25 protein-coding genes and 1 tRNA gene are annotated in these 24,324 nt (G+C 67.8%); 15 read left to right on the top strand and 11 right to left on the bottom strand.

What is annotated here, in order from left to right; translation table 11 throughout:
- Positions 1-71 precede the first annotated feature (71 nt).
- A complete protein-coding gene (locus ACMGER_RS02590; RefSeq protein WP_436810561.1) occupies positions 72-479 on the bottom strand; it encodes a hypothetical protein in 408 nt (135 codons plus the stop codon).
- A gap of 109 nt (positions 480-588) precedes the next feature.
- On the opposite strand from ACMGER_RS02590, the gene ACMGER_RS02585 reads away from it, so the two are divergent.
- The gene (locus ACMGER_RS02585; protein WP_436810560.1) at positions 589-2,403 is read left to right on the top strand and encodes an ABCB family ABC transporter ATP-binding protein/permease; all 1,815 of its coding nucleotides are present in this window, start codon (positions 589-591) and stop codon (positions 2,401-2,403) included.
- Between the two features lie 161 nt (positions 2,404-2,564).
- Here the strand turns inward: ACMGER_RS02585 and ACMGER_RS02580 are convergent, their stop codons facing one another.
- Positions 2,565-4,355: an ABC transporter ATP-binding protein gene (locus ACMGER_RS02580; protein ID WP_436810559.1), complete on the bottom strand. Its 1,791-nt coding sequence runs from the start codon at positions 4,353-4,355 to the stop codon at positions 2,565-2,567.
- A 422-nt stretch (positions 4,356-4,777) separates the two neighbouring features.
- Between ACMGER_RS02580 and recQ the strand changes: the two genes are divergently transcribed.
- From recQ to ACMGER_RS02555, 5 genes are read left to right on the top strand one after another with little or no spacing between them, the layout of a single operon-like run.
- Positions 4,778-6,544: a DNA helicase RecQ gene (gene recQ, locus ACMGER_RS02575; RefSeq protein WP_436810558.1), complete on the top strand. Its 1,767-nt coding sequence runs from the start codon at positions 4,778-4,780 to the stop codon at positions 6,542-6,544.
- Positions 6,541-6,972: a TIGR01244 family sulfur transferase gene (locus ACMGER_RS02570; RefSeq protein ID WP_436810557.1), complete on the top strand. Its 432-nt coding sequence runs from the start codon at positions 6,541-6,543 to the stop codon at positions 6,970-6,972. Before recQ ends, ACMGER_RS02570 begins: the two co-directional genes overlap by 4 nt.
- On the top strand, positions 6,969-7,358 hold the full coding sequence (locus ACMGER_RS02565) for a hypothetical protein (protein ID WP_436810556.1): 390 nt from the start codon (positions 6,969-6,971) through the stop codon (positions 7,356-7,358). Before ACMGER_RS02570 ends, ACMGER_RS02565 begins: the two co-directional genes overlap by 4 nt.
- Before the next feature lie 10 nt (positions 7,359-7,368).
- Positions 7,369-8,325: a sterol desaturase family protein gene (locus ACMGER_RS02560; protein ID WP_436810555.1), complete on the top strand. Its 957-nt coding sequence runs from the start codon at positions 7,369-7,371 to the stop codon at positions 8,323-8,325.
- A complete protein-coding gene (locus ACMGER_RS02555) occupies positions 8,259-9,839 on the top strand; it encodes a GMC family oxidoreductase (protein WP_436810554.1) in 1,581 nt (526 codons plus the stop codon). The genes ACMGER_RS02560 and ACMGER_RS02555 overlap by 67 nt, the downstream gene beginning before the upstream one ends.
- Positions 9,840-9,883: 44 nt before the next feature.
- On the opposite strand, the gene ACMGER_RS02550 is transcribed toward ACMGER_RS02555, so the two are convergent.
- Both ACMGER_RS02550 and ACMGER_RS02545 read right to left on the bottom strand, forming a co-directional pair.
- The gene (locus ACMGER_RS02550) at positions 9,884-10,549 is read right to left on the bottom strand and encodes an RlmE family RNA methyltransferase (RefSeq protein ID WP_436810553.1); all 666 of its coding nucleotides are present in this window, start codon (positions 10,547-10,549) and stop codon (positions 9,884-9,886) included.
- Positions 10,546-11,550 carry a Ppx/GppA phosphatase family protein gene (locus ACMGER_RS02545; protein WP_436810552.1) on the bottom strand — a complete coding sequence of 335 codons (1,005 nt, stop codon included), beginning with the start codon at positions 11,548-11,550 and terminating at the stop codon, positions 10,546-10,548. Before ACMGER_RS02545 ends, ACMGER_RS02550 begins: the two co-directional genes overlap by 4 nt.
- Positions 11,551-11,731: 181 nt before the next feature.
- On the opposite strand from ACMGER_RS02545, the gene ACMGER_RS02540 reads away from it, so the two are divergent.
- Positions 11,732-11,805 (top strand) — tRNA-Gln (locus tag ACMGER_RS02540).
- 359 nt (positions 11,806-12,164) lie between these two features.
- On the top strand, positions 12,165-12,422 hold the full coding sequence (locus tag ACMGER_RS02535) for a hypothetical protein (RefSeq protein ID WP_436810551.1): 258 nt from the start codon (positions 12,165-12,167) through the stop codon (positions 12,420-12,422).
- A 77-nt stretch (positions 12,423-12,499) separates the two neighbouring features.
- Here the strand turns inward: ACMGER_RS02535 and ACMGER_RS02530 are convergent, their stop codons facing one another.
- Genes ACMGER_RS02530 through ACMGER_RS02515 form a run of 4 tightly spaced genes read right to left on the bottom strand, consistent with a single transcriptional unit; the run spans position 12,500 to position 14,811 of the window.
- Positions 12,500-12,997 (bottom strand): hypothetical protein, encoded by a 498-nt coding sequence (locus ACMGER_RS02530; RefSeq protein WP_436810550.1) that lies wholly within the window; start codon positions 12,995-12,997, stop codon positions 12,500-12,502.
- A gap of 51 nt (positions 12,998-13,048) precedes the next feature.
- On the bottom strand, positions 13,049-13,672 hold the full coding sequence (locus tag ACMGER_RS02525) for a trimeric intracellular cation channel family protein (protein ID WP_436810549.1): 624 nt from the start codon (positions 13,670-13,672) through the stop codon (positions 13,049-13,051).
- Positions 13,673-13,718: 46 nt separating this feature from the next.
- Positions 13,719-14,120, bottom strand: a complete 402-nt coding sequence (locus ACMGER_RS02520) for a lysozyme inhibitor LprI family protein (protein WP_436810548.1) — start codon at positions 14,118-14,120, stop codon at positions 13,719-13,721.
- A gap of 22 nt (positions 14,121-14,142) precedes the next feature.
- The gene (locus ACMGER_RS02515; RefSeq protein WP_436810547.1) at positions 14,143-14,811 is read right to left on the bottom strand and encodes a DUF3011 domain-containing protein; all 669 of its coding nucleotides are present in this window, start codon (positions 14,809-14,811) and stop codon (positions 14,143-14,145) included.
- A gap of 176 nt (positions 14,812-14,987) precedes the next feature.
- Between ACMGER_RS02515 and ACMGER_RS02510 the strand changes: the two genes are divergently transcribed.
- The 5 genes from ACMGER_RS02510 to ACMGER_RS02490 all read left to right on the top strand — a co-directional run bounded on the left by ACMGER_RS02510 (position 14,988) and on the right by ACMGER_RS02490 (position 19,005).
- Positions 14,988-15,761, top strand: coding sequence for a transporter substrate-binding domain-containing protein (locus tag ACMGER_RS02510; RefSeq protein WP_436810546.1), 774 nt, complete (start codon positions 14,988-14,990; stop codon positions 15,759-15,761).
- A gap of 48 nt (positions 15,762-15,809) precedes the next feature.
- Positions 15,810-16,811: a L,D-transpeptidase gene (locus ACMGER_RS02505; protein WP_436810545.1), complete on the top strand. Its 1,002-nt coding sequence runs from the start codon at positions 15,810-15,812 to the stop codon at positions 16,809-16,811.
- A 48-nt stretch (positions 16,812-16,859) separates the two neighbouring features.
- Entirely contained in the window at positions 16,860-17,942 is a 1,083-nt protein-coding gene (locus tag ACMGER_RS02500) for an MBL fold metallo-hydrolase (protein WP_436810544.1), read from the top strand.
- A gap of 17 nt (positions 17,943-17,959) precedes the next feature.
- Positions 17,960-18,544 (top strand): hypothetical protein, encoded by a 585-nt coding sequence (locus tag ACMGER_RS02495; protein WP_436810543.1) that lies wholly within the window; start codon positions 17,960-17,962, stop codon positions 18,542-18,544.
- A 182-nt stretch (positions 18,545-18,726) separates the two neighbouring features.
- The gene (locus ACMGER_RS02490) at positions 18,727-19,005 is read left to right on the top strand and encodes a substrate-binding domain-containing protein (RefSeq protein ID WP_436810542.1); all 279 of its coding nucleotides are present in this window, start codon (positions 18,727-18,729) and stop codon (positions 19,003-19,005) included.
- On the opposite strand, the gene ACMGER_RS02485 is transcribed toward ACMGER_RS02490, so the two are convergent.
- Together ACMGER_RS02485 and ACMGER_RS02480 are read right to left on the bottom strand one after the other, a co-directional pair.
- Positions 19,002-19,253: a hypothetical protein gene (locus ACMGER_RS02485; protein ID WP_436810541.1), complete on the bottom strand. Its 252-nt coding sequence runs from the start codon at positions 19,251-19,253 to the stop codon at positions 19,002-19,004. The two genes, ACMGER_RS02490 and ACMGER_RS02485, sit on opposite strands and share 4 nt — an antisense overlap.
- Before the next feature lie 33 nt (positions 19,254-19,286).
- Positions 19,287-20,573: a glycerate kinase type-2 family protein gene (locus ACMGER_RS02480; protein WP_436810540.1), complete on the bottom strand. Its 1,287-nt coding sequence runs from the start codon at positions 20,571-20,573 to the stop codon at positions 19,287-19,289.
- Between the two features lie 437 nt (positions 20,574-21,010).
- Between ACMGER_RS02480 and ACMGER_RS02475 the strand changes: the two genes are divergently transcribed.
- Positions 21,011-22,639, top strand: a complete 1,629-nt coding sequence (locus ACMGER_RS02475) for an L-lactate permease (RefSeq protein ID WP_436810539.1) — start codon at positions 21,011-21,013, stop codon at positions 22,637-22,639.
- Positions 22,621-23,490 carry a 2-keto-4-pentenoate hydratase gene (locus tag ACMGER_RS02470; RefSeq protein WP_436810538.1) on the top strand — a complete coding sequence of 290 codons (870 nt, stop codon included), beginning with the start codon at positions 22,621-22,623 and terminating at the stop codon, positions 23,488-23,490. Before ACMGER_RS02475 ends, ACMGER_RS02470 begins: the two co-directional genes overlap by 19 nt.
- Before the next feature lie 10 nt (positions 23,491-23,500).
- Here the strand turns inward: ACMGER_RS02470 and ACMGER_RS02465 are convergent, their stop codons facing one another.
- Positions 23,501-24,295: an FCD domain-containing protein gene (locus ACMGER_RS02465; protein WP_436810537.1), complete on the bottom strand. Its 795-nt coding sequence runs from the start codon at positions 24,293-24,295 to the stop codon at positions 23,501-23,503.
- Between the last annotated feature and the right edge of the window lie 29 nt (positions 24,296-24,324).

Raw genomic sequence — 24,324 nt, 5'->3', positions numbered from 1 at the left:
GCTCCAAGCCTGTCGGAGGGGCGAACTCTCGATCGCGAACTCGGGCTTCGACAAGCTCGGCCCGAACGGATTCATATGGATGCCGCCACCTTCCGCCAGCCCGGTACGTGCAACGCCGCCCAGCCGCCGAGGAGCGGCGCCAGCACCGCGGCGGCCTGCATCCATAGCGGACTGGGGAGCTGGATGACGTTGGCGATGCCGCCCGCGGCGATCACCACCGCGACGATCCAGCTCGCCGGCGGCCAATGGGCGATGCGCAGTGCGACATGGCCGCCCGCAAGCGCGCCCAGGAACCAGGCGAGCGCCACCATCAGCTCGAGCGCGAACGGCACGCCCTCGACATAGACCGAGAGCGCAGCCTTGTCGGTCATGTCGAGATTGGCGGGCGGCGGCGCGATCCGGTGGCCGATCATCTCGACGACGAAGATCACCACCATCGCGGTGACGATGCCGGCGATCACTCCCAGGAGTTTGCGCATGGCGATCTCTTCCCTGCCTCGCCCCATTTCTACAGTATTTCGCGCCGCCGATCACGCACGGCGCGCACTGCGGTTGCATCGGCGTCCCATGCGCCTAACTTCTGGGCCCATGCCCCCCGCCTTCCCCGCCGGCGGCGCCGAGCGCCCCATGATCGGCACGCTGCGGCGCTTCCTTCCCTATCTCTGGCCGCCCGGCGAGCCGATGCTCAAGGCCCGCATCGTCGGCGCGCTCGTCTTCGTGCTGCTGTCGAAGCTGGTGCAGGTCTATGGTGCGCCCTTCGCGCTGCAGGGAGCGGTCGACCGCATGGCGAGCGGACCGCGCGACGCGATCACCCTCGTCGTGCTGCTGGTGATCGGCTATGCCGCCGCGCGGTTCGGCACGATCGTGTTCGACAATCTGCGCAACGCCATATTCGAGCGCGTCGGCCAGGACGCGACGCGGCGGCTGGCGGCGGCGGTGTTCCGTCATCTCCACGATCTGTCGCTGCGCTTCCATCTCGAGCGGCGTACCGGCGCGGTCACCAAGGTGGTCGAGCGCGGCACCAAGAGCATCGACACGATGCTCTACTTCCTCCTGTTCAACATCGCGCCGACCGTGCTCGAGCTCGGCCTCGTCCTCCAGATCTTCGCCAGCCGGTTCGGCTGGTGGCTGGTCGCGGGCACGCTGGTGATGGTCGCGCTCTACATCGTCTTCACCCGGGTGGTGACCGACTGGCGCGCGAAGCTCCGCGAGACGATGAACGACCTCGACACCGGTGCGGTCGCGCACGCGGTCGATTCACTGCTCAACTTCGAGACCGTCAAATATTTCAACGCGGAGGAGCGCGAGGCGCGGCGTTACGAGAGAGCGGTCGCCGCCTATGCCAATGCCGCGGTCAAGAGCGAGAACTCGCTCGCCTGGCTCAACGTCGGTCAGGCGTTCATCACCAATGCGATGCTGGCGGGCGGCATGGCGCTGGTCGCCTATGGCTGGGCGCGTGGGGAGTTCTCGCCGGGCGAGGTGGTGCTGGTGTCGACCTTGCTGTCGCAGCTGTTCCGGCCGCTCGACCTGCTCGGCATGGTCTATCGCACCATCCGCCAGGGGGTGATCGACATGGGCGCGATGTTCGACCTGATCGATACCCCGTCCGAGGTGGTCGACGCGCCCGGAGCGCCGCCGCTGGCGGTGGTGCAGGGTCATGTGCGGTTCGAGGACGTGCGCTTCGGCTATGACGACGACCGGCTGATCGTCAAGGGCATCGACCTCGACATCCCCGCCGGGGCGACGGTGGCGGTGGTGGGACCGTCGGGCGCGGGCAAGTCGACGCTCGCGCGGCTGCTCTACCGCTTCTACGACCTCTCCGGCGGGCGCATCACCGTCGACGGGCAGGATATCGCCCAAGTCAGCCAACGGAGCCTGCGCGCCGCCATCGGGATCGTGCCGCAGGACACGGTGCTGTTCAACGACACGATCGGCTACAACATCGCCTATGGCCGCGAGGGCGCGGGCGAGAGCGAGATCCGCGCGGCGGCGCGCGGAGCGGCGATTGCCGCATTCATCGAGGCATTGCCCGACGGGTATGAGACCCGCGTCGGCGAGCGCGGGCTCAAGCTCTCCGGCGGCGAGAAGCAGCGCGTCGCGATCGCGCGCACGCTGCTCAAGGACCCGCCGATCCTGATCCTCGACGAGGCGACCAGCGCGCTCGACAGCCGCACCGAAGCCGAGATCCAGGCGACGCTGGAGGGCATCGAGGCGGGCCGCACCACCATCGTCATCGCGCACCGGCTGTCGACCGTGGTCCACGCCGACCAGATCGTCGTGCTGGAGGCCGGCCGCGTCGCCGAGCGCGGGACGCACGCCGAGCTGCTCCGGCGCAACGGGCTCTATGCCGAGATGTGGGCGCGGCAGGCGGCCGAGCAGGAGGCGGCGATCGCGGCGGAGTAGAGGCACTGTCGGGGCCCACTCTCTCCCCAAGCAATACGAGTGCTCCTGCGAAGGCAGCAGCCATGGCCGCAAGCGGCGTGGCATGTGGTCCAGGGCTCCTGCCTTCGCAGGAGCGCGAGCCCCGCGGACAGATGGCAGGAAGGATGGCCCTCCCTCCCTGCCTACTCCGCGGCATCCACCAGTATCCCTCCCGCCTGCCGATCGAACAGCGCGCGGTACACCCCGTCCTCGCGGGCGAGCAGCGCCTCGTGCGGGCCGTCCTCGACGATGCGGCCGTGGTCGAACACCAGGATGCGGTCGAGCGCGCGCACGGTCGACAGGCGGTGCGCGATCACGATCGCGGTGCGGCCGGCCATCAGCCGCCCCATCGCCTGCTGGATCGCCGCCTCGCTTTCCGAATCGAGGCTCGACGTCGCCTCGTCGAGGATCAGGATCGGCGCATCGGCAAGGAACGCGCGCGCGCTCGCGACGCGCTGGCGCTCGCCGCCGGAGAGCTTGACCCCGCGCTCGCCGACCGGCGTGCGATAGCCGCGCGGCAGGCGTGCGATGAAGCCGTGCGCGTTGGCGAGCATCGCCGCGTGCTCGATCTCGGCCTGGCTCGCGTCGGGCCGGGCATAGGCGATGTTCTCGGCCAGGCTGCGGTGGAACAGGATCGGCTCCTGCGCCACGATCGCGATTTGCCGGCGCAGCGACTCCTGCGTGGCGTGCGCGACGTCCTGCCCGTCGATCAGCACCCGGCCGCCGCTGACGTCGTAGAGGCGCTGGATCAGCTTGACGAAGCTGGTCTTGCCCGATCCCGAGCGGCCGACCAGTCCGACGCGCTGGCCGGCCGGAATGGCGACGTCGAGGTCCTCGAACAGCGGCCGCATGTGCCCGCCGTAGCGGAAATCGACATGCTCGAAGCGGATGCCGCCTGCCGCGACACGGATCGGCCGCGCGTCGGGCCGGTCGGCGACGCCGAGCGGATGGCGGTCGAGCTCGACCATCTCCTCCGCCTCGTTCACCGCCTGCTGCAGCTGATGCGCATATTGGCCGATGTCGCGCAGATAGCCGTGGACGACGAAATAGGTGGTGAGGACGTAGACGAGGTCGCCCGCGCTGGCCTGCCCCTGCCACCATAGCCATAGCGCGCTGCCGGTGACCATGGCCTGCACCGCCCAGAGCAGCACGAGTTGCGCCGACCCGCTCCACACCGCGCGGCGCCAGGCGCGCCGGGTGCGGCGGCGCCACTTCGCGAGAATGCGGCCGAGCCGCGCGTCCTCGCGTCCCTCGGCGCCGAACGCCTTGACCACGGCATTGGCGCCGATCGCGTCGGCCAGCATACCGCCGACGCGCGTATCCCATTGGTTGGAGAGGCTGGAGGCGGGCGCGACCACGCGCGTTGCCAGCCCCATCGTCAAGGCGCCATAGGCGGTCGCGCCGAGCGCCATCACCAGCCCGACCGCGGGCCAGTGCAGCGCGAGCAACACCATCGTGCCGAGCAGCGCAACCAGCGACGGCAGCATCATCATCAGCAGTATGTCGGTGAGAATGTCGAACGCCCACATGCCGCGGGTGATCTTGCGCTGCACGGAACCGGCGAAATTGTTGGCGTGCCAGTCGGTCGAGAAGCGCTGGACGCGGTGGAAGGCGTCGAGCGCCGCATCGCGCATCACGCCGAGCGTGAGCGGTGTCACCGCCGACCAGGCGAGATGGCGCAGCACCACCGTCGCGAGGCCGAGCGCCACCATCGCCGCGAAGGCGTCGAGCGCCGCGAAGCGCCCGGCGGCGCCGCTTGCCAGCGCGTCGGTCAGCCGTCCGGCGAACAGCGGCACCAGGATTTCCGCCAGCGTCGCCGCAGTGATCGCGGCGGCGATGAGCGCGACGTTCCAGGGATGCCGCCCCCAGCGGGCGAACAGGAACGACAGGACGGCACGAATCGCGGCGTCGCCGCGACGGGGAGACTCGGTCATGCAGTGAGCGCGCGGGGTCGCCGCGCGTCCTCTTTACGGATCAGGGGAAGGGCGAGCGGTCACGGCGACGAGGCGGACCTCTCGCGCGGACCTAACGGAAGCGGTGCCCGAACCGACGGCGGAGGCGCATATGTGATGTCGTCATCATGCCCTCCTTTGCTGCTGGCGTGACCGGGGCGCCGTTTAGCAAAAGCGGCACGCATTGCCAACTGCCGAACCTCCATCGTCATGCCGGCCTTGTGCCGGCATCCACCGTGCCCTTGATCCTCACACATGAGGAAGCGCTGCCCGGTGGCCCCCGGCACAAAGGCCGGGGGGACGCTGGATTGGTGATGCGGATTTCGTCTCCTTATGAAGCATCCGTCGCCACGACGCGCCGACCCAAGTTGCCAACCTGCGCCGGACAGGGGATAGAACGGAGCGTGACCGATCCGCGCGCGACGCTCCAGACCGTCTTCGGCTTTTCCGAGTTCCGCGGCGTCCAGCACGCGGTGATCGAGCGCGTGCTCACGGGCCGCAGCACGCTGGCGGTGATGCCGACCGGCGCGGGCAAGTCGCTCACCTATCAGCTTCCCGCCGTCATGCAGGAGGGGACGTGCGTCGTGGTCTCCCCGCTGATCGCGCTGATGCACGATCAGCTCCGCGCCGCCGAGGCGGTCGGCATCCGCGCGGCGACCCTCACGAGCGTCGACACCAACCGCGCGGAGACGCGTGGGCGCTTTCTCGACGGTGCGCTCGACCTGCTCTACGTCGCGCCGGAGCGCGCCTCGGGCGCCGATTTCCGCGAGCTGATGGAGCGCGGGCGCGTTTGCCTGTTCGCGATCGACGAGGCGCATTGCGTCAGCGAATGGGGGCACGATTTCCGGCCCGACTATCGGCTGCTGAGGCCTTTGCTCGATGCCTTTCCGGCGGTACCGCGGCTTGCGCTCACCGCGACCGCCGACGCGCATACCCGTGCCGACATCCTTCACCAGCTCGGCATTCCCGAGGACGGTCTGATCGTCGCCGGCTTCGACCGGCCGAACATCCGTTATGCCATCTCGCCGCGCGACAATGTCGGCCGTCAGGTCGCAGACCTCATCGCCGAGCAGCCGGGGCCGGGCATCGTCTATACCCAGACCCGCGCCGCCGCGGAGAAGCTCGCCGAGGGGCTCGCGCGGACCGGGCGCGAGACGCGCGTCTATCATGCCGGGCTCGATCCGGCGGTGCGGGCGGCCAACCAGGCGGCGTTCGTCGCCTCGGAAAGCATGGTGATGGTCGCGACGGTCGCGTTCGGCATGGGCATCGACAAGCCCGACGTGCGCTTCGTCGCCCATGCCGGCCTGCCCAAGTCGATCGAGGCCTATTACCAGGAGACCGGCCGCGCCGGGCGCGACGGCGATCCGGCGGTGGCGCATCTGTTCTGGGGCGCCGACGACTTCGCCCGCGCGCGCCAGCGGATCGGCGAGGTCGAGCCGGCGCGCCAGGCGGGCGAGCGGGCGCGGCTCAACGCGCTCGGCGCGCTGGTCGAGACCGGCGGGTGCCGGCGGCGCATCCTGCTCCGCCACTTCGGCGAGACGCTGGCGCAGGACTGCGGCAATTGCGACAATTGCCTCAACCCGCCGGCCGCGATCGACGCGACCACGACGGCGCAGAAGTTCCTCTCGGCAGTGTTCCGCACCGGACAGATGTTCGGCGTCGGCTATGTCGAGTCGATCCTGCTCGGCCAGTCGAGCGAGCGCAGCCTGATGAACGGCCACGAGCGGCTGTCGGTCTGGGGCATCGTCGACGGCGAGGAGACGGCGTTGCTGAAGCCGGTGTCGCGGGCGCTGCTGCTGCGGGATGCGCTGCGCACCAACGCGCACGGAGGGCTGGAGTTCGGGCCCGCCGCCAAGCCGATCCTAAAGGGTGAGGCGACGCTGGCGCTGGTGCTGCCGCCCAAGCGCGAGCGGCGACGCAAGGCGGGCGCCGACGCCGCTGCCAATCCCGTCGGCGATCCGCTGTTCGATGCGCTGAGGGCCAAGCGCCGCGAGCTCGCGCAGGAGGCGGGCGTGCCGCCCTATGTCATCTTCCACGATTCGGTGCTGCGCGAGCTCGCCGCGTCGAAGCCGGACAGCCTCGCGGCGATGGGTCGCATTTCAGGCGTTGGCGCGCGCAAGCTGGATGCGTATGGCGAGGCATTCCTATCCATCATTCGGGGGGCGGCATGATCCGCAGAATCGACGATCATGTTTCGGTGGCACCGCAGATCACCGTGCGGGAAGTGATCGAGGCCGCGCACGCCGGCTTCGCCGAGATCGTCAACAACCGTCCCGACGGCGAGGAGCCGGGCCAGCCGACCGGCGCCGAGATCGCCGCCGCCGCCGAGAAGGCCGGCATCGAATATCGCGCGATCCCGGTGACGCACGCGGGCTTCTCCGGCGGTCAGGTCGAGGCGATGGCGCAGGCGCTGACCGCCGCCAAAGGGCCGGTGCTCGCCTATTGCCGCTCGGGCACGCGATCGGTGCACCTGTGGGCGCTGGCGCGGGCGCGGATGGGCGATGATCCCGAGACTTTGGTCGCCAAGGCGCATCACGCGGGCTACGACATCTCGGGCATCCGGGCGATGCTCGACACGCTGGCCGCCGCGCACAAGTGAGCTGGACGATCCTCGCCGGATCGCTGGCCGCGGTGCTGGCGCTGGCGGGGTTCGCACGGTGGCTGCGGCTCGGTGAAAGCCGGATCGACGATCCCGCCCGCGCCCGCGAACATGCCGAGGCGCTGCTCGCCGGGTTCGAGGCCGGCCGCGTGCTCTTGAGCGAGGACGGCCGCGCCGCGCTGGTCGCGGGCAACGGCACGATCGCGGTGCTGAAGCGCCACGGCGCGCGGGTGGCGGCGCGGCGGCTGGTGCCGCCGCTGCGCATCCGCGAGGCGGTCGAGGGGATCACGATCGACACCGGCGAGCGCTGGTTCGGCCCGGTCACGCTGACCGGCGTGATCGCCGACGACGTGCGCAGGCTGGAAGCGTCGCTGACACTGGTGTAAGTGACGGCGGGTGCCCGACCTGCCCGATCCCGTCACGCTCGCGATTCCCGCCTTCGTGCTGCTGGTGGCGCTGGAGATGCTGATCGCGCGGGTCCGCGATCCCTCGCGCTATGAGCCTAGGGACACGCTGACCTCGCTGCTGCTCGGGCTCGGCAGCACCATCGCCGGGGTGCTGAGCGCCGGGGCGGTGCTGGCGGTGTCGCTGTGGGTCTATCGCTTCCGGCTCTTCGACATCGGCTGGCAATGGTATTGGTTTGCCGCGGCGTTCGTGCTCGACGACCTCGCCTATTACTGGTTCCATCGCACCGCCCACCGCGTGCGCTGGTTCTGGGCGAGCCATGTCGTCCATCACTCGAGCCAGCACTACAACCTCTCGACCGCGCTCCGGCAGACCTGGACCGGCCTCATCGCCCTCAGCTTCCTCTTCCGCCTGCCGCTGTTCCTGATCGGCTTCCCGCCGGCCATGGTGTTCTTCGTCGCGGGGCTCAATCTCGTCTACCAGTTCTGGATCCACACCGAGGCGATCGGACGGATGCCGCGCTGGTTCGAGGCGGTGATGAACACGCCGTCGCACCACCGCGTCCACCATGCGATCAACCCGCGTTACCTCGACCGCAACTATGCCGGCGTGTTCATCGTATGGGACAGGCTGTTCGGCACCTTCGAGCCCGAGCGGGACGGGGACAAGCCGTGCTACGGCATCGTCAGGAACCTCGGCAGCTTCAACGTCCTCTGGGCCGCGTTCCATGAGTGGATCGGCATCGCCCGCGACGTGTGGCGCGCGCCGGGCATCGCCAGCAAGATCAGATACATGACGGCGCCGCCGGGCTGGAGCCACGACGGCAGCCGCGAGACTTCGGAGGGGATCCGTGCGGCCTGGGCCGCGCGGCAGGAGGGCCAATGGACGACGCCGACATCATCGTCATCGGGTGCGGATCGGGAGGCGCCGCGGCCGCGGGCCGCCTGAGCGAGGGCGGGAAGTACCGCGTCGCGGTGCTGGAGGCGGGCGGGCGCAACGCTTCCGCCGCCACGCTGATGCCGGCGATGCTCGCGCGGCAGACGCCGAAGACCAACTGGGCCTATGAGACGGTGCCGCAGCCGGGGCTCGGCGGCCGACGCGGATACCAGCCGCGCGGGAAGGGGCTCGGCGGGTCGAGCGCGATCAACGCGATGCTCTACGTGCGCGGCAATCCCTGGGATTACGACAATTGGGCGGCGCTGGGTTGCACCGGCTGGTCCCATGCCGACGTGCTGCCGGTGTTCCGCCGCGCCGAGCATAATGGCCGCGGCGCCGACGCCTGGCACGGCGGCGAGGGGCCCTTATGGGTGAGCGAGCAGGTCTGCCCGCATCCGGCGAGCTTCGCCTTCATCGAAGCGGCGGCCAGCCTCCAGATCCCGCGCAACGACGACTTCAACGGCGAGCGGCAGGAGGGCGCCGGGCTCTACCAGGTGACGCAGCGCGGCGGCGAGCGCTGGACCTCGGCGCGGGCCTATCTCGGCGAGGCGCGGCCCAACCTCGGCATTCTCACCGACGTCGTGGCCGAGCGCATCCTGTTCGAGGAGGGCCGTGCTGCCGGCGTCGCCTATCGCCGCAGGGGCGAGTGCCGCACGATCCGGGCGAAGGGTGCGGTGATCCTCGCCGGCGGCGTGTTCGCGACGCCGCAGCTGCTGATGCTGTCGGGCATCGGCGAGGGTGGTCAACTCGCGGAACACGGTATCCCGGTGGCGGTCGAGCGACCAGCGGTTGGCGCCGACCTCCAGGACCATTGCGATTATACCGCGATCTACGAGAGCGACGCGCCCGGCCTGATGGGCAAGTCGCTGAAGGGCAATTTCCGCGCGCTCTGCGCCATCGCCCAGTGGCACCTGAAGCGCAGCGGCGCGATGACCACGCCCTTCGCCGAAAGCGGCGCGTTCGTGACGGTCGATCCGGCCTCGCCGGCGCCCGATGTCCAGTATCATTTCGTGATCGCGCCGGTCGACGACCACGGCCGTGCCGCGGTCGGCGGGCACGGCTACAGCTGCCACGCCTGCGTGCTGAGGCCCGAGAGCCGGGGCAGCGTGCGGCTCGCCAGCGGTGACGTCGCCGACGCGCCGCTGATCGATCCGGCCTTCCTCGCCGATCCGCGCGACATGGCGCTGCTGAAGCGGGGCGTGCGCCTCATGTACCGCATCATGGCCGCACCGGCGCTCGCCGCTTACGGCGGGCGCGAGCGTTATCCGATCAATCCCGACGACGACGAAGCGCTCGAAGCCATGATCCGCGCGCGCTCCGACACCATCTATCACCCGGTCGGAACGGCGCGAATGGGGAGCGATGCGGAGGCGGTCTGCGGCCCCATGCTCCGCGTGCGCGGCGTGGGCGGGCTCTACGTCGCCGATGCCTCGATCATGCCCCGGCTGGTGAGCGGCAACACCAACGCGCCGACGATCATGATCGGCGAGCGCTGCGCCGATTTCGTGCGGGCTGATCTGCGGTGAGGCGGCGCCATCCATAATCCCCGTTCGGGGAGGATTTATCGGGGTTACTCCGTCCGCCCCTTGAACCCCTGCGCCACGACATACCATTCCGACGAGCCCTTGCGGCTCGCTGGCGGCTTGGCGTGCTTCACCGTGGCGAAGTTGCGCTTCATCTCGGCGACCAGGCTGGCATCCGCGCCACCCGCAAATACCTTGGCGACGAAGGTCCCGCCCGGTTCCAGCACCTCGATCGCGAACTGATGCGCAGCCTCGACCAGCGCCATCGTCCGCAACGCATCGGTCTGCGGATGACCCACGGTGTTCGCGGCCATGTCCGAAAGGACGAGGTCGGGCGCACCGCCCATCGCCTCGCTCAGCCGCTCGGGCGCGCGGTGGTCGAGGAAATCCATCTGGAAGATGGTGACGCCCTCGATCGGGTCGACCGGCAGCAGGTCGATGCCGACCACGGCGGCCTTGGGTGCCTGCCGCCGCACCACCTGCGTCCATCCGCCCGGCGCGATACCGAGGTCGACCACCCGTTTCGCGCCCTTCAGGATGCCGAAACGCTCGTCGAGCTCGATCAGCTTGTAGGCGGCGCGGCTGCGATAGCCCTCCGCCTTGGCGCGCTTGACATAGGGATCGTTGAGCTGCCGCTCGAGCCAGCGCGTCGACTGCGCGCTGCGGCCGCGTGCGGTGCGCACGCGCGTGCGCAGGCCGCCACCCCGGCTCAATGCCGCGATCCCATCAAGCGGCGCAAGATGCCCTCGCGGATGCCGCGGTCGGCGATGCCGAGCTGTTCGGCGGGCCAGAGGTCAAGGATCTCCTCGAGGATGGCGCAGCCTGCCACCACCAGATCGGCGCGCTCGTGCCCGATGCACGGTACCGCGGCGCGTCCCGCCATGTCCAGGCTGGCGATGCGCCGGCTCACCTCGCGCATCGCCCCCGTCGGCATCAGCAGCCCGTCCACCGCCGAACGGTCGTAGCTGGCGAGGCCGAGATGGACGCTGGCGAGCGTGGTCACGGTGCCGCTGGTGCCGAGCAGGCGGAGGCGTCCTTCGCGTGCGGGCAGGCGCTCGGCAAAGGGCGCGATCGCCTCGCGCACCTTGTCGCGCATCACCTGATAGGTGCCGGGGCCGCCGATGCCGACGCTTTCGGTGAGCGAGACCACGCCCCAGGGTGCGCTGTGCCAGTCGAGGATCGCGGGGCTGGCATAGCGGGTGTCGACCAGCACCAGCTCGGTCGAGCCGCCGCCGATGTCGAACACTAGCGCCGGCCCCTCGCCCGGCTCGATCAGTGCATGGCAGCCGAGCACGGCGAGCTTCGCCTCCTCCTCGGCGGAGATGATGTCGAGCAGGATGCCGGTCTCGGCATGGGCGCGCGCGATGAACTCGGCGCCGTTGGCGGCGCGGCGGCAGGCTTCGGTCGCGACCGAGCGCGCGAGCGCGACGTCGCGCCGCCGCAGCTTGTCGGCGCAGACCCTGAGCGCCGCGATCGTGCGCTCGATCGCCTCCTCGGAAAGCCGGCCGGTGGCGGCGAGCCCTTCGCCGAGTCGCACGATCCGGCTGAAGGCGTCGACCACCGCGAAGCCGTTCGCCTGCGGGCGCGCGATCAGCAGCCGGCAGTTGTTGGTGCCGAGATCGAGCGCGGCATAATGCCGCGCGTGCGGCCAGCGCCCGCGCGCTGGAACCTCTGGAGCCGGTCGCGGCGCGTCATGGCGCCGGGCGGTCGGCATGTTGGCGGGTCGATCCCCCACGTGCCGTCGTACTCACTACTTATGTTCTCGTCCGTCACGGCGCCGTATTGCGCCGCTCGGTGCTTGGCGCGGATGCTAGCGGCATGGCGGCGAAACGACAAGCCGGATGCCTCCCGGGCGTTGACAGCGCGGGAGGCGCGCCCTAATTGGCGCGGCCCATTGCCCTGTCGTCTAATGGTAAGACTACGGACTCTGACTCCGTCAATCGTGGTTCGAATCCACGCGGGGCATCCAATATAAAACTATGTAAATCAGCAAGTTACGCAGGCGCAAGGCTTGGCTGAGCCGCCCTTTGAGCGATTCCGCCGCTTCCCCTTGAATTTCGCTGATTTCTATCAAGCACCGGCTGCTCCATGCACCCCAGATGGAGCATGGAGTGCAGGCCAAACACCCGGAAATCCGCCATGAATCGATCAGCTAAGCCTTCCGGAATGGAGTCGAAGTGCGTTTGATCCCTGTGCGTTCTGAGCATCGATGAACCGCTCCGCGCGGCGCTTCGTGCTGGCAAGCGGCAGACGGTCCCCGGGCAGGGTTCAACGCGGACAACTTCTTGAGAGGGGGAGTTCGCCGCGCGCTTCGCGGCGGGGGAGGGCATGACGCCCAACCACAAGAAGCTGCGACGGATTTACCGTGAGGAGAACCTGCGAGTGCGGCGGCGCGGCGGCCGCAAGCGCGCGCTGGGCACCAGGGAGGCGGCCGCCGCCACCGCCACGATCGGGACGAATGACCGGCCAAAGAGCACGTCCGAGGCCGTCAGCGACGGCGTGAGCTCGGGCATCGTGGCCGGAATGGAGCAGACGAGCCTTATCAAGAAATGCATGAAGGCCAAGGGTTACCGCAAGGCGAAGTGATACACGCTCGAGGCAAGGTGCCCCGTCATCTCGGCGCTCCGGCCAGGCGAAGCAAGCTCGGGAGCCGCCTCGCCTCGTCAGGAGGCGAAGCGCGTCTGCGTCCCTTCGGTAATCAACGAGCAGCGCAGCTCGACCGGTATGCGTGAAGCGGACAGCGGTCCGTCCATGAAATCGCAGGCCAGGACATTGTCCGGACTGCTCCTGCGCGCCGAATAGACGTTCACGTTGACCTTGATCGGTCCCGATATCCATCTTCTCCTTGCCGGAGGAATCTCGCCGAGCGGGAAGGTGGCGATGCCGCCCCCAGCCGGCAATGTCCTGATCCGGTTGAGCAACGGCACGCGGCCGCTCTCGTCCGCATGCCGTCGCGCCTTCGGCGCCGGATCACCGTAGAAGGAGGCATCGACCGAGATCAGCTCCCTGCTGGAGCTCAGCTTCGCCTGCGCCGCGCGCGACACTGTCACGCGAATCCTCAGATCGGCCGCATTCGCCGTCGCCGCAGATATGGACGGCCCCTGATCAAATCCGGTCAGCAGCAGTGCGGCAAGCAACAGGGTCGGACGGTTTGCACGCATGGTCGACGTTCCGTTCGATGTCATCATAGCAGTCCCGCTCCTCTACGACGATCAGGCGAAACGCGGCAGCTGCCATGCCAGCGCGACGGCCGCGATGCGGAGCAGAAAGCACGCGGCTCCCGCGAGGAGCGCGACGATGCGAGCATTCGCCCCCGCCGACCTTCCCAGCACGACGATCGCGGCCGCGAGGAAAGCCGCGCTGGCGTAGATATCCACATGCAGAATGCGGGGAACATCGTTGAGCAGAATATCCCGTATCGCACCCCCGCCCACGCCGCCGACGGTACCCAGGAAAGCCGCCGGCAGCGGATGCACGCCATGATCGAGCGACTTCTCGGTGCCGGCAACCGCGAACAATCCCAGCCCCGCGGCGTCGAGCACGATCATGATCCACGACGGCAGCGTCCCGGCGAGCGGGTGAAGGATGATCGTGGCGATCGCCGCCCCCAGCACGATCATCCCGTATCGCCAGTCGGCGACGGCGGCGGGGCGGATACCGATCAGGAGATCGCGGATGACGCCGCCGCCGAGCGCGGTCGCAAAGGCGAGCGTCACGATCCCCACCGGATCGAAGCCGGCACCGATCGCGATCAACGCGCCCTCGACGGCGAAGACGAAGGTTCCTGCGAGATCGGCAACGCGGATGATCGCCGCGGTACCGGATATGCTGCTCATGCGCCGATGCCAGGTTCCGATTGGTGGCGGTGGTCGAGCGGGCGGGTTACTGCCCTTGACTGAATTCCTTCCCCAGCTCGGCCAGCGCGTTGGTGCGATCGGAGATCACCCTCGCGATACAGGCGGGATAGCTCAGGACCTGACCCTCACGTCCGAAATCGCCGTTCGCGTAGAATTTGCACGCTGCTTCCCTGAACGCGATCCAAGCGCGTTGCTCGGCAAGCAGGTCCGTCTTGGTCTGTCCGTTAGTCCGGCCATACACCTGCTTCCAGACCGCATTGAGCTTGGCGTCCTCGCGCTTGACAGAGTCGCTTCCGCACTGGCTCCAGGAAGCGTTGTCGCTCGCCGCATTGACGCATTTGTCGTAGAGACCATCCGCTCGCGCGGAGCTTATGGGAAGAAGCAGGGCGCACGTCGCAAGCGCGACTGCCGTCAGGAAAATCCTCATACGCCATCTCTCCTTCCGCGCGTCATTGATTTGGGTTGCTGCCGTCCGACGAGGGTGCATCGGGATTGTCGACCAGCGATCCCAGTCCATGGGCGCCGATATAATTCCCGTGCGTATCGAAATTGGGATTCCCGTCCTTGTCGAACTGCGGCGTGGTATCGACGTCCTGGGAATGGTCGTCGGGATTGTCGACCGTGCAACCCAGGCCATGGCAGCCCACGTAACGGCCTTTCCTGTCGTAATTGGCGTTGCCGTACCGGTCATAGGGCGGAGGCGACGGGTTATCGTGGTGATGATGGTGGTGACCGGAATCGCCGTCCCCATGCGAGCTGCCGCCAAGCAGCGCACCGACGATGCCGCCGATGATCGCCGCGCCGATGACGGAACCGGCGTCGCCGCCACCCGAACTGACCGAGAATTGCGCCGAACAGCCGCGATCGACCCATATCCCGCGCGGGTCCTTGCCCCATGTCCGCCCCTCGATGCACGGTGATCGCGAGAGCGTCTGGAGCAGCCTTACTCCGTTACGCGTGTCGATGGGACAATAGGAATAGTCATAATTCACGCTCGAGCACACCAGCTTGGTTGCCGCCGCTGCCGAAGTCGGCGCGAGCGAGAGACGCTCGGGACTTCCACTCGCCAGAATCAGGCCGAAGACGCCAAGACCGATACCCCTGTTGGTTGGCTGCATCGCAATTCTCCCAACTAAGTCGTTGGAAATGATTCGACTTGCGGCGAAACTGTGGCACTATGCGCAGGTTGTGACAACAGCCCATTTCTAATGTTACGGTTCGACTAACAGGGGGATGGACTATGCGTGCGTACTCGCATTGGTTGCTTGTGCTGCTGATCGCGTTGATGTCTCCGATGTCTCCGGCTGTTGCTGCCGACGACAGTCTCCAGCGCGTGATCGCGGCCAAGGTCCTGAAAGTCGGCGTCGCGCCCAACGCTCCCTGGGTCATCAAGAAGCCGGACGGCAGCTTCGCCGGCCACGACATCGACCTGGTGGAAGCCTTCGCCGAAGATCTCGGCGTCACGGCGCAATTCGTGGAGATGCCGTTCGCCGATCTCGTCCCGCGCCTCGCCAAAGGTGATGTCGACATGATCGCGGCCGGGATCGCGATCACGCCCGAACGCGCACGCAGCGTCGCATTCTCCGCCCCAACGGGCATGCAGGAGATCGGAACCGTCGCCGATCGCAAGGCACTCGGCACCGATCCCGCCACCGCGCTGGAGAAGCCGTCGTTCAGGATCGCGGTCCTGGCGAAGTCCACGGACGAGGCGGCGGCGCGGAATGCCTTTCCCAAGGCGAGCGTCGTCACCTACCCGACGGCGGCCGCGGCACTCGCGGCGCTGATCGATGGCCAGGCGCAGGCCATGGTCGCAACCTCGCCGGTGCCGCGCATGGCGGCATCGCTTTACGATGCCAAGCTGCGCCTGATCGGCGGCCCCCTCGAACGGACCGGCGAGGCCTTCGCCTTCCGCCCGGACGACGTCCGCCTGCTCACCTATGCCAACAACTGGATCGCGGCGCGCCAGATCGACGGCTTCATCGGCAATGTGGGCACCCATTGGTTCGACGGCCACAAATGGCTGAGGGCGGCCGAGGGCGACTTGAAGCCGCAACGGGCCGCCAGATAAGGGCCGCGAACCGCCTGCGACGTTGAGATCCATTTCCGGGGTATGGCGATGCACCCGTTCGTACCGGCGTTGTTGCTGCTGTCGTTCTGCCTGCCGATCGGCGCGCGGGCGCAGGGAGCGAAGACATCCGAGCCCGCAAGCGAGCGCGTCTTCGATCTGAAGCCGGGCCAGTTCGTCTGGGAACCCGATGCGGCGCCGCAGGGACCGGTCGTGATCCTCGTCAATCTCGCCGAGCAGTTCGCGGTGGTCTATCGAAACGGGGTGCGCATCGGCGCGACGAACGTGTCCACCGGGAAACCTGGGTTCACGACTCCGACCGGCGTCTTCACGATCCTCCAGAAGGACGCCAACCACCATTCATCGATCTACAACAAGGCGCTCATGCCCTATACCGAGCGCCTGACCTGGTCGGGGGTAGCGCTGCACGCGGGCGGCCTTCCTGGCTACCCGTCATCGCATGGGTGCATCCACCTCCCTCTGGCCTTCGCGAAGGAATTGTTCGGCGTCACGACCACGGGCATGACCGTCGTGATCACCGACAAACCCGTTCGCCCGGCCACGCCCACGGCGTCCGCGCTGCTTGCCGCCTATGATCCCAAGGGGCGGAACGGAGCGATCGCGGGCGAGGGCGCCGCATCGGGATGGATGCCCGACCGCGCACCGGCCGGTCCGCTCAGCATCATCATCAGCGGCGCGGATCGACGTTTGGTCGTCATGCGCAACGGCGTCGAGATCGGCTGGACGCAGCTCGAGCTCGGCGGCGGCGATCCTCTCGGCACGCACGCGCTGACGCTGGTCGCGGGGAACGGAAAAGACTCGAATTCAAGCGAATTCGCCAAGGCCGGCTACACTTGGCACCAGGTCACGTTGCCGTCCGCCGCATCCGACAACGCGGACGGCACGGCGGCTCTCGCGAGGGTCTCGGTTCCAAGCGGCTTCCTCGTGCAATTGCTGCCGATGATCGAGGCTGGAACCACCCTCGTCATCACCGATCTTTCGCTCTCGGCGACGGGTCGCGCCGAACCGATGACGGTGATCGCCAGCAAATGAGCATGGCCTCGCCGTCATGTCGCGTCATCACAGGGAGGTTTGAACATGATGCCTAGTCGACAGCTGCTGCTGCTCGGTCTCCTGGCTCCTGTTGCCGCGAGCTGCTCCCATGGCGGGAGGGCGCCTGCATCGCGCATCTACCACAGCGGACCGGTGAGCGATCATTTCGACGGCCAGAAATTCTTCAATCCCGACGGCGAGCAAGGCTCCGGCGGCGCGCAGCGCGACGGCGCCAAGCGGTTCCTGTCGATCGGCCTCGGCGGCGGCCATAAGGGCTGGCCGCAAACGGTCCCCGTCACACCCTCTGTTCCGGCTCCCCGCGTCGAAGGCGAGGCTCTCCGCGTCACCTGGATCGGCCATGCGACGACGCTGGTCCAGACCCAGGGGCTCAACATCCTGCTCGATCCGGTCTGGGCGCATCGCGACTCGCCCGTCCAGATCGTCGGTCCGAAACGCGTCCGCGCCCCCGGAGTCCGGCTGGCGAACCTGCCCCGGATCGATCTGATCCTGATCAGCCACAATCACTACGACCATCTCGACATCGGCGCGCTCAAGGCGATCGTCGCCCGCGACCGTCCGCGGATCGTGACCGGCCTCGGCAACGACACGCTGCTGCGCGAGCATCGCATCGAGGCGACCGCACGCGACTGGGGCGAGCGGGTGGCGATACGCCCCGGCGTCGACGTCATCCTCAACCGCGTGCATCATTGGAGCGCGCACTGGACCGACGATCATGATCGAGCCCTCTGGACGGGCTTCACCGTGACCCTTCCCGGCGGCAATCTCTATTATGCCGGCGACACCGGAGCGGGCGACATGCGCTGGGCCGAGGCAGCGCGCCACTACGGCCCCGTCCGCCTGGCCGTTCTGCCGATCGCCCCCTACCATGTGACGTCGCCGCCGACCGGCAACCACATCGATCCGGAGCACGCCGTCACCGCGTTCCGGCAGACGGGGGCGCCCTATGCGCTCGGGGTCCACTGGGGAACCTTCGAACTGGGTGAGGAGCCGATCGACGGGCCGCCGGCGCGGCTGCGCGAGACGCTTATGAAGCAAAGGCTCGATCCCGGCAGCTTCCGAACGCTGGAGGCAGGACAAAGCTGGGACGTTCCCCGCCTGGCTCCGTCATAGCGGCGAGGTGATCAGCGATGGATATCGATCAGCTTTACATGCACATCCGCGTCGTGCTCGGCATCCTGCTGGGGCTGGCGATCACCAAGCTGCTGACCGGCATCACGTCGATCGTCGAACATCCTCGCCGCTACAAATGGTCCTGGATCCATATGGGCTGGGTGATTTGGGCGCTGCTGTCCATCGTCACCTTCTGGTGGTGGGAATTCCGACTGGTCGAGGTCAAAAGCTGGACGTTCGAATCTTATCTATTCATCATTATCTATGGATCGCTGTATTTCGTCCTGACAGCTCTGCTCTTCCCGTCCGATGTCGACGAATACGGCAGCTACGAAGGCTATCTTCTTCACCGGCGTCCCTGGTTCTTCGGGCTGATCGCGATGATCACCGTCATGGATCTCGTCGATACCGTGCTCAAAGGCGTCAGCCGCTGGCATGCGTTGGGGGCGGCATATCCCGTTCACGCGGTGTTGATGCTGGGGATCGCCGTCATCGGCATATCGTCAAAGAGCCGGCAGACCCAGATCGCCCTGGTGGCCGCAGCATTGGCTTATCAGATCGCCTATTTCGTCTTCGAGTATTTCACCGTCCTGGCGGTTTAAAATAGCCAAGTCACAACCAATGCGACCTGTGCCTTTGCGCCAGAATTGCTAGTCTGCGCGACAGCTTTCAGTATCACTGAATCTTCATGAATGATGGAATTAAGGCGCATAGCTGTCATGGCGGGAACTGGTCCGATTGCTGACCGGCAGCTTTTTGGCTCTCGAGCCGAGAAAAACAGACCTTGGACCTCATCGTCCCCGGCGATTTCCTTTTCCTCACCGGTGCCATGGCCGCCGAGCGGCTCATGTCGCAGGATCGACCGCCAACGGCTGTCCTTGCCGCGAACGACGGCATGGCGCTTGGCGTCATGTCGGCCGCGAAGCGGCGCGGCCTCAATATTCCGCATGACCTTGCGGTCGCCGGCTTTTCACCGACGACGATTAGCCAAGCCTATCAGCGCGTCGGGTTCGATACCGGCAAACCCTGCTCGCCTGCGACCTGTCGATTATGTCAGACCTAGGATGCAACCGATTCGGCGACAGTCGCTTCCATCAGCTTACGCACGCGCAGCTCGACCCGTTCGGCAACCGACGCCCGGATCGGAAGACCTGACCTGACCTTGCGCCATGTGTTGTAGCTCAGCCCGAACTGCTCGGTCAGCCCCTCATCCGTCTGACGGTAGACCATCGCCTTCATCGCCCTTGCTACTGCGGGATCGACCGGCCGGGCGCTCAAGGAGGCGCGGAAATGCGAGGTTTGGTCAAACATATCATCCACCACAGCTAGAATTATCTCATCCCGCTATCCTTGGCCGCTCAGGAGCAGGATCGCGCGAAAATCGTTGACGTTGGTGCAGGTCGGCCCGGTCACGAGCAGATCGCCCAGCGCCTCGAAGAAGCTGCCGCTGTCGTGCCCCGCGAGATGCGCGTCGGCATCGAAGCCGAGCGCCGCGGCACGCGACAGCGTGTCGGGTGAGACAACGGCTCCAGCCCCGCCTCCGCTCGCACCATCCTCACCATCGGTATCGGCTGCCAAGGCCCAGGCATCCGGGATGCCGCGGGCGGCGATCGCAAAGGCAAGCGCGAATTCCGTATTGCGGCCGCCACGCCCGGTGCGCTGGCCGGTCAGCGTGACCGTGGTCTCGCCGCCCGAAAGCAGCACGCGCGGCCGCCCGGTCGAGCGGGTCGCCAGCTTGGCCATATGCCGGCCAAGATCGCGACTCTCGCCTTCCAGGTCGTCGCCGAGCAGGTCGACGTCGACGCCGGCACGCCGCGCGACCTCCGCCGCGGCCTCCAGGCACGCGCGCGGGGTGGCGATCAGCCGCACATCCACCGGCCGGTGCGGCGGACCCGGCACCGGCGGCGCGACGAGCCGGTCATAGGCGGCGGCGCTGATATGCTCCCTGAGCTGCGCCGCCAGCGGAGCGAGATCGCGCTCCGCGTCCGGATCGGGAACGGTCGGCCCGGAAGCGATCGCGGCGATATTGTCGCCAGGGATGTCGCTGATCGCCAGCGTCACCACCCGCGCGGGTGCCGCGGCGAGCGCAAGCTTGCCGCCCTTGATTGCCGACAGGCGCCGCCGGATCGCGTTCATCGAACGGATGTCGAGCCCCGACGCGAGCAGCGCACGGTTGACGCCCTGCTTGTCGGCGAGCGTCAGCCCCGGCGCGGGCAGCGACATCACCGCCGACCCGCCGCCGGAGATGAGGGACAACACCAGATCGTCCCCGGTCAAGCCTTGCACCAGCTCGAGCATCTCCCTTGCCGCCGCCTCGCTGTTGGCGTCCGGTACGGGATGCGCGGCCTCGCGGACCCGGATGCGGCTGGCGGGCCTGGCATAACCATAGGGCGTGACGACCGCGCCGGAGATGTCGACATCCGGCCACGCCCGCTCGACCGCGATCGCCATCGCCGCCGCAGCCTTGCCGGCGCCGACCACCACGCAGCGGCCGGCCGGCTTCGGCGGCAGGTGCGGCGCAAGCACCTTCAGCGGATCGGCCGCGTCGACCGCCGCATCGAACATCTGCCGCAGGAGCGCGCGCGCCGTTCGCTCGTCCGGAGCCGCAGGCCGGCTTGCCGACAGCTTCACCGGCGCGCTCCCTGGCGGTGCCGACACCACGCCGCCCGACCAAGGAAACGATCCGCAGCAATCAACCCGCCGACACCGGCGCCATGAGCCATCGCTTTCCCCCCGATCTCAATCGTTCGCGCCATTGCCCGGCCTCATTATGCATTTTTCGCAAGATTGGATAGACTTTTTTACCAAACAGAGATTTGCACTCGCTCACCGCGCCGATGCCTCGATGAGGTCGCCGTTAGCCGCGATCAAAGCCATCGATCAATCCGACTCTCACTGAAACGCCGGGACACCACCCGGCTGGCCAGGCCGGATCGCAGCAATCTGCCTACATTGCCGGCCGCCCTGTCGCACATTGGATATTTTTTCTTACCAATTGTGATCCTGGTATAAATGATATAGACAGGAACCCGAGGAGCCGATCATGTGCTCCCGAAAAGGGGAGAGGGATGTTCCATCAGCTGGTCACGCCGGTCGCCGGCAATCTCGCGCTCTCGTTCCTGACCGCGACGCTGCCGATCGCGGTGGTGCTGGTCCTGCTCGGCATCGTGCGGCGGCCGGCCTGGCAGGCATCGATCGCGGGCGTCGCCGTCGCGCTGCTGCTCGCCGTGACCGTGTGGCAGATGCCCGTCGCGCTCGCGCTCAACAGCATCGCCGCGGGCGCGACCTTCGCCGCCTGGCCGGTGATGTGGATCGTGGTCAACGCGCTGCTGCTCTACAATATCTCGGTCGTGTCGGGGCGGTTCGAGGCGTTCCGCGCGTGGATGGTCGAGAACCTGCCCAACGATCGCCGCGTCGTGCTGGTGGTGATCGGCTTCTCGTTCGGTTGCCTGCTCGAAGGCGTGTCGGGATTCGGCACGCCGATCGCGATCACCACTGCCTTGCTCGTCGCGCTCGGGTTCCGCGCGATCGACGCGATCGTCTTCACGCTGATGTTCAACACCGCCCCGGTGGCGTTCGGCGCGCTCGGGGCGCCGGTGACCACGCTCGCCGCCGTGACCCAGCTGCACGACGTCACGCTCGGCGCGATGATCGGGCGTCAGCTGCCGCTGATCGCGCTGTTCCTCCCCTTCTACGTGATCGCGGTCTACGGCGGCCTCAGGGCGATCCGCGGCGTGTGGCCGATCCTGATCGTCGCCGGCGGCTCGTTCGCCTTCGTCCAATTCCTGTCGGCCAACTATCTGAGCTACGCGTTGACCGATGTGTTGTCGTCGCTCGCCTCGCTGGGTGCGGCGCTGCTGTTCGTGCGGCTGTGGAAGGTCGCGCCCGATCCCGCCTTCGCCCTGCGCGTCGACCAGGAAAGCGCGCTCGCCCGGATCGAGGCGGCCGAGCATGTCGAGCGCCCGGCGATCTCCGCCTGGCAGGGCTGGCTGCCGTGGATCGTGCTGTCGGTCACGGTGATCGTCTGGGTGCACTTCAAGGTCAACCTCATCGGCGAGATCAAGGTCCAGTGGCCCGGTCTCCACGATGCCGTGTTCGTCACTACCTATGGCAAGCCCTATGCCGCGATATGGAGCTTCCAGCCGCTGGCGACCGGCACCGCGATCCTGGTCGCGACGCTGATCACCGCGCTGCTCGTGCGCCTGTCGCCCGCGCAGTTCCTGACCGCGCTCCGCGGAACGCTGCGCCAGGTGCGATTGCCGCTGGCGACGACGATGATCATCGTCGGCCTCGCCTATCTGATGAACTATTCGGGCATCGCCTATACGCTGGGCGTCGGCATCGCTTCGGTGGGCATCCTGTTCCCGCTGGTCTCGGCGTTCCTCGGCTGGCTCGCGGTGTTCCTGTCGGGCAGCGACACCTCGGGCAATGCGCTGTTCGGCAACCTGCAGGTCGTCGCCGCACACCAGCTCGGCCTCAGCCCGGTGCTGATGGCCGCGACCAATGCATCGGGCGGCGTGCTCGGCAAGATGATCTCGCCGCAGAACATCTCGACCGGCACCGCGACCACCGACCTCAAGGGCCAGGAAGGCGCGATCCTCGCCCGCACCTTCAAGCACAGCGTCGTGCTGACGCTGATCCTCGGCATCATCGTGATGCTCCAGCAGCATGTCTTCCCATGGGTGATCCCGCAGTGATCGCGGCCGGCCGTCCGCTCGCCGCGACGCTCGCCGCCGCCGTGCTCGCATCCTGCGCCGGGCCAGCGGCGCGGGATCGCGCCTATATTGCGGGTTTCGAGGCCGCAGCGCGCGCTGCCGTCCCGTTCGCGCCGGTTACCGACAGCCAGCCGCGGCTCGATCTTCCCGGCGCATACAGGCTCCAGCGCCGGCTGGTCGCGCGACGGATCGCGAAGGGCGACCGGGTCGCCGGATACAAGGGCGGCCTCATGTCGCAGGCGTCGCTCAAGGCGCGCGGCGTGAGCGAGCCGCTGGTCGGCGTGCTGTTCCGCTCCGACCGGCGGGACAGCGGATCGCCGGTCTCGCTGTGCGGCTATCGCAAGGCATCGTTCGAGATGAAGCTGGGCTTCCTGTTCTCCCGCACCGTCGCGACACCGCCGGCCGATGGCGCGGCGTTGACAGAGGCCGTCGCCGGGATCGTTCCGGTCGTCGACCTGCCCGACATCGCCTATCGCAACCCGGACAGATATTCGGCGGTCGACATGGTCGCGGCCAATGTCTCCGCCTTCCGCTACGTCCGCGGCACCGAGCACGAGCCCCAAGATCTCGACCTGGACGCGCTCGCGGTCTCCATGGCGCGCGACGGCCGGCCGCTGACATCCGGCCGCGGGTCGGAATCGTTCGGCAATCAATGGGCGAGCCTGGCGATGGTCGTGCGGCAGATCCTCGCCTCGGGCCGCCGCGTCGACGCCGGCGACCTCGTGATCACCGGCAAGATCGGCGAGCGCGACTGGCTCCTGCCCGGCGACTATCGCGCCGACTACGGGCCGCTCGGAACGGTGAGCTTCGCGGTGACGCCCTGCGCCGGCTGAGCAGAGGCGCCTAATCCGCCGAAACGCGCGGTTTGCGGGCGGCGACCAGATCATTGCGCGCGAGCCGGCGGATCGAGGCCTTGAGCCGTTGCTCCGCTTCGTAGATCTCGCGCTGGGTGCGCATCGCGGTTGTCATGTGCTCGGCAGCCGCGGCACGGGCGCGGTCCGGGTCGCGTGCCATGATCGCCTCGTAGATCGCCTGATGCTCGCGCAGCTGCGAATCCTTCTGCGTGCGGTGCTCGTAGAGGTTCTTGCGGTTGAGATAGACGTTCGACCGCAGGATGCTTTCGAGGCTGCGCATGAAGTGCAGCATCATGAGATTGTGGCTTGCCTCGTAGATCGCGAAGTGGAACTCGGCGTCGGTCTTGGCGATCCGGTCGACGTCCTGCTCCCCATGCGCCGCGACCATCGCCTCGAAGCAACGGCGGATCGCGTCGCGATCGACGTCGGAGGCCCGCTCCGCCGCGAACGCCGCCGCCGCCGCCTCCACGATCGAGCGCAGCTCGAGGCAGTCGAACTGCGCCTCCGGCGCGTCCATCAGCAGGACCAGCGGATCGCGCAGGCTCTTGCCGACGTCCTCGCTGACATGGGCGACGCCCTGGGCGTTGGTGGTGAGCAGCCCCAGCCCGATCAGCTTGTCGAGCGCCTCGCGCAGCGACGGGCGCGACACGTCCAGCTTGGCCGACAGCTCGCGCTCGGACAGCAGCCGCTCGCCGGGCTGCAGCGATCCCTCGAGGATCAGCTGCTGGATATGTTCGGCGATCGCATCCGCCAGCTTGGCGGGCCTGATTGATTGGGTGGTCATGCGGGGAACCATTCGCGATGTTTCCAAGA

This window comes from Sphingomonas astragali (genome assembly GCF_051400615.1).
Lineage (GTDB): Bacteria > Pseudomonadota > Alphaproteobacteria > Sphingomonadales > Sphingomonadaceae > Sphingomonas.
The sequence above is the reverse complement of the archived record's forward strand: the minus strand, read 5'-3'. Positions and strand labels throughout refer to the sequence as shown.